The 8,898-nt window shown below is 72.0% G+C and carries 6 protein-coding genes; 3 read left to right on the forward strand and 3 right to left on the reverse strand.

All coding sequences use genetic code 11. The features are described 5' to 3' along the window. Positions 1–49 precede the first annotated feature (49 nt). Entirely contained in the window at positions 50–586 is a 537-nt protein-coding gene (locus ACIP4Y_RS26115) for an NUDIX domain-containing protein (RefSeq protein WP_401397860.1), read from the forward strand. 10 nt (positions 587–596) lie between these two features. Here ACIP4Y_RS26115 and ACIP4Y_RS26120 read toward each other — a convergent pair whose 3' ends face one another. Beyond that, entirely contained in the window at positions 597–2,957 is a 2,361-nt protein-coding gene (locus tag ACIP4Y_RS26120; RefSeq protein ID WP_401397862.1) for a glycoside hydrolase family 31 protein, read from the reverse strand. A gap of 215 nt (positions 2,958–3,172) precedes the next feature. Here ACIP4Y_RS26120 and ACIP4Y_RS26125 point away from each other — a divergent pair, with 215 nt between their 5' ends. Further along, entirely contained in the window at positions 3,173–5,137 is a 1,965-nt protein-coding gene (locus tag ACIP4Y_RS26125; protein WP_401397864.1) for an acetoacetate--CoA ligase, read from the forward strand. A gap of 166 nt (positions 5,138–5,303) precedes the next feature. Beyond that, a complete protein-coding gene (locus tag ACIP4Y_RS26130; protein ID WP_401397866.1) occupies positions 5,304–6,197 on the forward strand; it encodes a hypothetical protein in 894 nt (297 codons plus the stop codon). Between the two features lie 86 nt (positions 6,198–6,283). Here ACIP4Y_RS26130 and ptsP read toward each other — a convergent pair whose 3' ends face one another. Further along, positions 6,284–7,954 (reverse strand): phosphoenolpyruvate--protein phosphotransferase, encoded by a 1,671-nt coding sequence (ptsP, locus tag ACIP4Y_RS26135; RefSeq protein ID WP_401397868.1) that lies wholly within the window; start codon positions 7,952–7,954, stop codon positions 6,284–6,286. 77 nt (positions 7,955–8,031) lie between these two features. Next, positions 8,032–8,481 (reverse strand): PTS glucose transporter subunit IIA, encoded by a 450-nt coding sequence (locus ACIP4Y_RS26140; protein ID WP_358647639.1) that lies wholly within the window; start codon positions 8,479–8,481, stop codon positions 8,032–8,034. Between the last annotated feature and the right edge of the window lie 417 nt (positions 8,482–8,898).

The raw sequence follows: 8,898 nt of genomic DNA on the forward strand, positions 1-8,898 counted from the left end.
CGGGTCGCTGCCGGAACACATCCCTCCCGTGATCGGATACAGTCCGCGCGTGTCCGAAACTCAGCAACCAACTGCCAATTCCGCGCCGAATTCCCACTGTTCGAGCTGCGGAGCGCCCTATGGAGAGGGCGTTTCCGGATGGCCGCGCACCTGCCCGTCCTGCGGCACCGTCGCCTACCGCAACCCGCTGCCGGTCGCGGTCGCGCTCCAGCCCGTGTACGACACCAAGGGCACGGCCCTGGTCGTCATCACCCGGACCGTCGCCCCCGCGCGCGGAGGCACGGCCCTGCCCGGCGGTTACATCGACGACCGCGAGGACTGGAAGCAGGCCGTCGTACGCGAACTCAAGGAAGAGACCGGCATCGACGCAGCTGCCCGCGACGTGCGGCTCGTGGACGTCATGAGCTCACCCGACGGACACCTGCTGCTGTTCGGACTGCTGCCGGAACGCCCGGCCGACGGACTGCCGCCCTCCGCTCCCACGGACGAGACCGAGGGCTGGCAGCTGCTGCGCAGGCCCGAGGAGCTCGCCTTCCCGCTGCACACCGTGGCCGTCAAGGCGTGGTTCGAGGGCCGCTACGTGTGAGCCGGGCGGTTCAGCCCAGCCCCCGCACGCGCACCGGGTAGGGCGGCTCGGCCACGCCGTCCTCCCGGTCCCGGGTGACCACCACCCGGCCGCCCTGCCGACGGGCGACGTAGCGTTCGATCTCCGGCTCGTCCCAGCCGTCGCCCGCGTCCGCCACCACCAGGCCGCCCCCCGTGCGCCCGCGCGCGGGCGCCCACACCTCCAGCTCCAGCCCGCCGTCGGCACCACGCACCGGGATCACCGCTCCCGCGCGCGCGAGCACCGGTATCCGGGACAGGGGAGCGTCCAGGAGGACCTGGGCCGGCCCGTCGTAGGCCTCCTCCGTCACCGTGTCGTACCAGCGGCCCCGCGGCAGTCGCACCGCGCGCCGCTCGGCACCCGGATCCAGCACCGGGGCCACCAGGAGCCCGTCGCCCAGCAGAAACGAGTCCTCGCAGTCGCGCAGCGCCCGGTCCTCCGGCGCGCCCCACCACAGCGGCCGGACGTAGGGTGCGCCGGTCCGCCGGGCCAGATGCGCCAACGTCAGGAAGTACGGCAGCAGCCGCCGGCGCTCAAGCAGCGCCCCGCGCGCGTGCTCCAGCACCTCGGCACCGAACTCCCAGGGCTCCCTGCGCCCCGCCCGCAGACCCGCGTGGGTGCGGAACAGCGGCAGATACGCGCCCAGCTGGAACCACCGCAGATACAGCTCCGGCGACGGACTGCCGTCGAAACCGCCCACATCCGGACCCGAGTACGGCACTCCGCACAGTCCGAGCCCCAGCACCAGCGACAGCGACGCCCGCAGCCCCGGCCAGCCCGTCGCCACGTCCCCCGACCACGTGCCCCCGTACCGCTGCAGCCCCGCCCAGCCCGAGCGGGAGAACAGGAAGGGCCGCTCCTGCGGCGCCAGCCCACGCAGCCCCTCATAGGCGGCCCGGGCCATGCACAGGGCGTACACGTTGTGCGCTTCCCGGTGGTCGCCGCCGCGCCCCTCCAGGGCGTGCCGCGACGAACGCGGCAGCGTGGGCTCACCGAAGGCGCTGAACGACGTCGGCTCGTTCATGTCGTGCCAGAACCCCGCGAATCCCTGCCCCAGCCGCTCCTCGTACAGCCCGCCCCACCACTCACGCACGCGCGCGTGCGTGAAATCCGGGAACACCGAATCGCCGGCCCACCCGACACCCTCCACCGGGCGGCCCTGCCCGTCCCGCACGAACGCGTCCACGGCCGCACCGCTCTCGTACACCGCGCTGCCCGGCTCCGCCCGCACCGCCGGGTCGACGATCGACACCAGCCGGATCCCGTCCCGGCGCAGCTCCTCCGCCAGAACCGGCAGCTTGGGGAAACGCTCCTGGTCGACCGTGAACACCCGGTGGTCGTCGTAGTGGTCGATGTCGAGGTGCACGGCGTCCAGCGGCAGCCCGTGCTCCTGGTAGCCCGCGACGATCCGGCGCACCTCCTGCTCGCTGCCGAAGCCCCACCGCGCGTGGTGATGGCCCAGCGCCCACGCGGGCGGCAGCGCGGGCGCCCCGGTCAGCGCGGCCCACGTGAGCAGCACGCGCGCGGGAGTCCCCACCATCACCCAGCAGCGCAGCGGACCGCCGTCCATCCGCACCTCGCAGCTCCCCGCCCGGTCATGCCCGGACCCGGCTCCCTCCTCGCCCTCCCGCAGCACGACCGTGCCGTCCCAGGTGGTGTCGTGGAACATCAGATGCGTGCCGGCATCCGCCACCACCAGCTGCACCGGCATCGTCAGATACAGCGGATCCTCGCCGGGCCCGAACGCACGACCGGGATCGGTGTTCCACAGCCGGTACCCGCCGTCCCGCAGCCGGGGCCCGGACACACGCCCGCCCAGACCGAAGAACCGGGCATCCGCCGCCACCTCCGACCGCTGCATCCACCGCGCCACGCCTCCGCCGACCGGCTCCCACCAGCGCGGCGGAAGCTCCCGTCGCAGGGTCACCCCGCCCGGCGTGCACACCTCGACCGCGCCGTGCCGCGACACGACGACCGTCACGCGCTCCGCCACCACCCGCCAGCCGCCGTCCTTGTCCGGCTCCAGCACCGCCCGCGGATCCGGCTCCGGACCGCTCCCCGCGAGCGCGTACGACGGCTGCGGACCCGCCCCGTCCCACCCCCAGAAGACCGCCCCGTTCGCCGCCACGACGATCCGCAGCTCGGAGCGGCCGAACCGGATCAGACCGCCCCCGGGACCCGGCTCCACGCCCTGCACCTGTCCCGGCACCCGGGCCCGCTCGGGTCCCCGCCGCGGCAGCCCCGCGGCGTCGATACGCCTCCTGCGCCACGCCGCCCGCACGGTACGCAACCCCCGAGCCGCCCGCCCCGAACCGACCACACTCACCGAACGCACCAGGTCACGACCGTCCATGCTGCTCACCCTGCCATTGAGCGCCCCACGCGCGGGTGTCGTTCAACTGCCGTTCACCCGTGCCCGCGCCACATCTTCATGACATGGACTATGTGGGGCGCACCCTGGTGTAGAAGTCGATCACATGGCATCGTCCCTGTCAGCCGCGTCACGCGCACACCCCAGCCCGTGCGCGGACCGACGCACACGACGCGCACAGCCCGGGAGCCGCCCCAATGACCGCGAACCCCCAGCCGCTCTGGCAGCCCGATCCCCAGCGGATCGCCCAGGCCCGCATCACCCGGTTCCAGGCATGGGCCGCCGAACACCACGGCGCCCCGGCCGAGGGCGGATACCCGGCCCTGCACCGGTGGTCCGTCGACCAGCTGGAGACCTTCTGGAAAGCCGTCACCGAGTGGTTCGACGTACGGTTCTCGACGCCCTACACGCGCGTGCTCGGCGACCGCGCCATGCCCGGCGCCCAGTGGTTCCCCGGAGCCACCCTCAACTACGCCGAACACGCCCTGCGCGCCGCGGCCGACCGCGCGGACGAACCCGCCCTCCTCCACGTGGACGAGACGCACGAACCGCGCCCGGTGACCTGGTCCGAACTGCGCCGCCAGGTGGGCTCCCTCGCCGCCGAGCTCCGCGCCCTCGGCGTACGCCCCGGTGACCGCGTCAGCGGCTACCTCCCGAACATCCCCCAGGCCGTCGTCGCCCTCCTCGCCACGGCCGCCGTGGGAGCCGTCTGGACCTCGTGCGCCCCCGACTTCGGCGCCCGCAGCGTCCTCGACCGCTTCCAGCAGGTCGAACCCGTCGTCCTGTTCACCGTCGACGGCTACCGCTACGGCGGCAAGGAGCACGACCGCCGCGAGACCGTCGCCGAGCTTCGCCGCGAGCTGCCCACCCTGCGCGCCGTCGTGCACATCCCGCTGCTGGGCAGCGAGGCCCCCGAGGGCGCCCTGGAGTGGTCGGCGCTGACGGCAGGGGACGCCGAGCCGGTCTTCGAACAGGTCCCGTTCGGCCACCCGCTGTGGGTGCTGTACTCCTCCGGCACGACCGGCCTGCCCAAGGCCATCGTCCAGTCGCAGGGCGGCATCCTGGTCGAACACCTCAAGCAGCTCGGCCTGCACTGCGACCTCGGCCCCGAGGACCGTTTCTTCTGGTACACCTCGACCGGCTGGATGATGTGGAACTTCCTCGTCTCCGGCCTGCTCACGGGCACCACGATCGTCCTGTACGACGGCAGCCCCGGCTACCCGGACACCGGCGCCCAGTGGCGGGTCGCCGAACGCACCGGAGCCACCCTCTACGGCACCTCCGCCGCCTACGTCATGGCCTGCCGCAAGGCCGGCGTCCACCCCGCCCGCGACCACGACCTGTCCACGGTGAAGTGCGTCGCCACCACCGGCTCCCCGCTGCCGCCCGACGGCTTCCGCTGGCTGCACGACGCGGTCCGGGACGACCTCTGGATCGCCTCCGTCAGCGGCGGCACGGACGTCTGCTCCTGCTTCGCCGGCGCCGTACCCACCCTGCCGGTGTACACCGGCGAGCTCCAGGCACCCGGACTCGGCACCGACCTGCAGTCCTGGGACCCGAGCGGCAAACCCCTCGTCGACGAGGTCGGCGAGCTGGTCGTCACCAACCCCATGCCGTCCATGCCGATCCACTTCTGGAACGACCCCGACGGCCGCCGCTACCACGACAGCTACTTCGACACCTATCCCGGCGTCTGGCGCCACGGCGACTGGATCACCGTCACCGCACGCGGCACCGTGGTCATCCACGGACGCTCCGACTCCACCCTCAACCGGCAGGGCGTCCGCATGGGCTCCGCGGACATCTACGAGGTCGTCGAGCGCCTGCCCGAGATCAAGGAATCCCTCGTCATCGGCATCGAACAGCCCGACGGCGGCTACTGGATGCCGCTCTTCGTGCACCTGGCGCCGGGCGCCGTTCTGGACGAGGCGCTCCTGAACCGCGTCAAGCAGGCCATCCGCGAACAGCTCTCACCGCGCCACATCCCCGACGAGATCATCGAGGTGCCCGGCATCCCGCACACCCTCACCGGCAAACGCATCGAGGTCCCGGTCAAGCGCCTGCTGCAGGGCACCCCGCTGGAAAAGGCGGTCAACCCCGGCTCCATCGACAACCTCGCCCTGCTCGGCTTCTACGAGGAACTCGCCCGCAAGCGCACCTGAACCAAGCGGATCACTACCCTCCGCATCCGCCTCCCCTAGGTGTCGCACCGACAGTGACCTGCGCAAACACCCCAGCCAGCCAGTCCACGACCACCGGCGGCACCGCCATTGTCAGTGCCGCCGGTTACGGTGAGTGAGCACTGATCGACTGCGCATTGGGGGAATCATGGCGCACACCGACCACCAGACCATGCGGCGCGTCCTGCGCCGCGAGATCGCCGGCACCGTCGGCGTACTCACTGACGACCACGACTTCCGCGCCATGCGGCGCTACCGCAGCTTCACCTTCGACGACCACGCGACCTACCTCCGGCAACTGGAGGCCGTGCTCAAGGCCCGCGCCGCCCAGGGCACCCACACCACACTCGCCCTGTTCGACCCCGAGGACTACGCCGCCTACTGCGCGGACGCCGGCCTCGACCCCGATGCCCCGGCCAGCCGCAGCCGGTTCACCGCGGAACTCGCGGCCACCGGCCCCACCATCCCCTACGACGGCCGCCCGCTCGCCGTTCTCCTGCCCGCCCTCGTCGACGAAGCCGTCCGCCAGGCCACCTGGGAGTACGCCACCACGCTCCTGACCCGCCTCGGCCCCTGCCCGACCTGCGGCGAGGACATCGGCAGGGCGGCCTTCACCCGCGCCTCCGAGCTCCTGGTCCGCATCCTCGACACCGCACCACCCGGCGACCGCCACCTCGTCTGCACCGTCTCCGGACCACCGGACACCCTCGTCTCCGTCCTGCACGGCGACCAGGACCCCCAGGGCGCGACCCGCCTGGACGAGGCCGAGGCCATGGAATTCACCAGCGTCCTCGCCCTCGGTCTCGCGACCCGCAGCCCCGGCGGACTCGTCATGCGCACCAGCGCCACCGGCACGGCCGACCGCGTCTACGGCTGGCGACTGCGCGGCGGCGCCCTCGAACCGCTGACGGCGTCCGAAGTGTTCGACGCCTACTGCACCGACGTCGAATCCGGCGACCTCATCCCACCCGAGTCCGGCGTCGACTACCGCGAGCCCCCCGCCCTCGGAGAGGAGAGCACGGCACGGGACCACCGCCACTGAAGGCGGGACGGGGCACCAGACGCCAGGGGCGTCCCACCCGAAGGCAGGACGCCCCTGAACCCGGCACACCAAGGCGCCGCTACGGCCTACTCGCCGGACAGCACCGCCTGCGCCGCGCTGCGCGCCTCCTCGGCGCTGTCCGCCGCACGCGCCGCGGCCGCGGCCCGCTCGCACTGCGCCAGCGTGTACTTCGCCAGGGTGGCGCGCACATACGGAATCGACGCCGAACCCATGGACAGGGAGGTGACACCCAGACCGGTCAGCACACAGGCCAGCAGCGGATCGGACGCGGCCTCGCCGCACACCCCGCAGCTCTTGCCCTCGGCCTTGGCCGCCTCGGCGGACAGCGCGACCAAGTCGAGCAGCGCCGGCTGCCACGGGTCCTGCAGGCGCGACACCGCACCCACCTGCCGGTCGGCCGCGAACGTGTACTGCGCGAGGTCGTTGGTCCCCAGCGACAGGAACTCGACCTCCTGCAGGATCGAACGCGCCCGCAGCGCGGCCGACGGGATCTCGACCATCGCACCGAACTTGGCCTGCAGCCCCGCCTCCCGGCAGGCGTCCGCGAAGGCCTTGGCGTCCCTGCGGTCCGCCACCATCGGCGCCATGACCTCGAGGTAGACGGGCAGCCCCTCGGCGGCCTTCGCCAGCGCCGTCAGCTGGGTGCGCAGAACCTCGGGGTGGTCGAGCAGCGTCCGCAGCCCCCGCACGCCCAGCGCGGGGTTCGGCTCGTCAGCCGGCGTCAGGAAGTCCAGCGGCTTGTCCGCGCCCGCGTCCAGCACCCGCACGACCACACGACCCTCGGGGAACGCCTCCAGCACCTGCCGGTAGGCCTCCACCTGCTTCTCCTGGGAAGGAGCGTTCTTGCTGTCGTCCAGGAACAGGAACTCGGTACGGAACAGACCGACACCCTCGGCCCCGGCCTCCACGGCCGCCGGCACGTCCGCCGGCCCGCCCACGTTGGCCAGCAGCGGCACCTTGTGCCCGTCCGCGGTCGCACCGGGGCCCGTCGAAGCGGCCAGCGCGGCCTTGCGCTCGGCAGCCGCGGCCTCCAGCTCCGCCTTCTTCTCCTCGGTGGGGTTCACGAACACATCGCCGGTGCTGCCGTCGACAGCGATCACCGTGCCCTCGGCCAGCTCACCGGCGCCCGGCAGGGCCACCACGGCGGGCACGCCCAGCGCCCGCGCCAGGATGGCGCTGTGACTGGTCGGACCGCCCTCCTCGGTCACGAAACCGAGGACCAGAGACGGGTCCAGCAGCGCCGTGTCGGCCGGAGCCAGGTCCCGGGCCACGAGCACGTAGGGCTGGTCGCTGTCCGGCACACCCGGCATCGGAACGCCCAGCAGCCGGGCGACGATACGATTCCGCACGTCATCGAGGTCGGCCACGCGCCCGGCGAGGTACTCCCCGGCACCGGCCAGCAGCTCCCGGTACGCCGCGAAGGCGTCGTACACGGCACGCTCGGCGGTGCTGCCGACGGCGATCCGCCGGTCCACGTCCGCCATCAGCTCCGGGTCCTGGGCCATCATGGCCTGCGCTTCCAGCACGGCCTGGGCCTCGCCCCCCGCCAGGTTGCCGCGCGCCATCAGGTCGGCGGCAACGGCGTCCACAGCCTGGCGGGCACGCCCCTGCTCCCGCTCCGCGTCCTCGGCGGGGATCTGCTTCGCCGGCGGCTCCAGCACCGCCGTACCCATGTGCCGAACCTCGCCGATCGCCACGCCATGGCTCACGCCGACGCCTCGCAGCGTTGTCTCCATCTCACCGTCTCCGATAGTGCGGCGGGTCCCGCCGCCGCGATGGTTGTCCTGTTCGCCGTCTTACGACGGCCCTGCTGTCAGTTCCAGGAGAAGAGGCTGTCGCCGGCCTTCACGTCTCCGCTGTCACGGAGGTCGGCAAGGGACTCGGCAGTGGCTTCGAGCGCGACGACCGGGCACACCGGGGACTTGCCGGCGGCTTCCACGGCGGCAGGGTTCCAGCGCACGACGGCTTGGCCGCGGGTCACGGTGTCGCCCTTGTTGACGAGCAGCTCGAAACCCTCGCCGTTGAGCTGAACCGTGTCGATACCGAGGTGGGTGAGCACACCGTGGCCACTCTCGTCGACCACGACGAACGCGTGCGGGTGCAGGGAGACGATGACGCCGTCCACGGGCGCCACGGCCTCGGAGGCTTCACGCACGGGGTCGATCGCGGTGCCCGGGCCGACCATGGCCCCGGAGAAGACCGGATCCGGCACTGCGGCCAGTCCGATGGCACGCCCGGCAAGAGGGGACGTCACGGTGGTCATGGGAAGCCTCCCAAGGAGTGGAGCTGATCACGGGCCGTCACTGGCAGTCCCGGACGGCGCACTGAGCAGCAGCGTATGTCATGTGAAGTGGCGGTTCCGTATAGAAGTTACCAGCTAGTGGTCTAGACCACCACCCCGACGGATTTGCATCGCCTTCAAGGCTCCGTGTACAGTCGTACTCCTGCTGGGGGCGACGAGGTGTGCGACAGTGCCCTACGCTCCGGCAGCACCCAAACTTGTCAGATCCTATCTCTGGATCTCCTTCTGCATGCTCGCAGGGGGGTGGTCAGAGAGACGGAAAAACCCTGATAGAGTTTGGAACACCGAAGGGAAGCGCCCGGAGGAAAGCCCGAGAGGGTGAGTACGAAGGAAGCGACCGTTCCTTGAGAACTCAACAGCGTGCCAAAAATCAACGCC

The sequence above is a fragment of the Streptomyces sp. NPDC088810 genome (genome assembly GCF_044750305.1).
Lineage (GTDB): Bacteria > Actinomycetota > Actinomycetes > Streptomycetales > Streptomycetaceae > Streptomyces.

Excerpts from the sequence above, each read along its gene's own strand:
- ACIP4Y_RS26120 (WP_401397862.1), bottom strand. The coding sequence starts at position 2,957 with ATGGACGGTCGTGACCTGGTGCGTTCGGTGAGTGTGGTCGGTTCGGGG.
- ACIP4Y_RS26125 (WP_401397864.1), top strand. The coding sequence starts at position 3,173 with ATGACCGCGAACCCCCAGCCGCTCTGGCAGCCCGATCCCCAGCGGATC.
- ACIP4Y_RS26130 (WP_401397866.1), top strand. The coding sequence starts at position 5,304 with ATGGCGCACACCGACCACCAGACCATGCGGCGCGTCCTGCGCCGCGAG.
- ptsP (WP_401397868.1), bottom strand. The coding sequence starts at position 7,954 with ATGGAGACAACGCTGCGAGGCGTCGGCGTGAGCCATGGCGTGGCGATC.
- ACIP4Y_RS26140 (WP_358647639.1), bottom strand. The coding sequence starts at position 8,481 with ATGACCACCGTGACGTCCCCTCTTGCCGGGCGTGCCATCGGACTGGCC.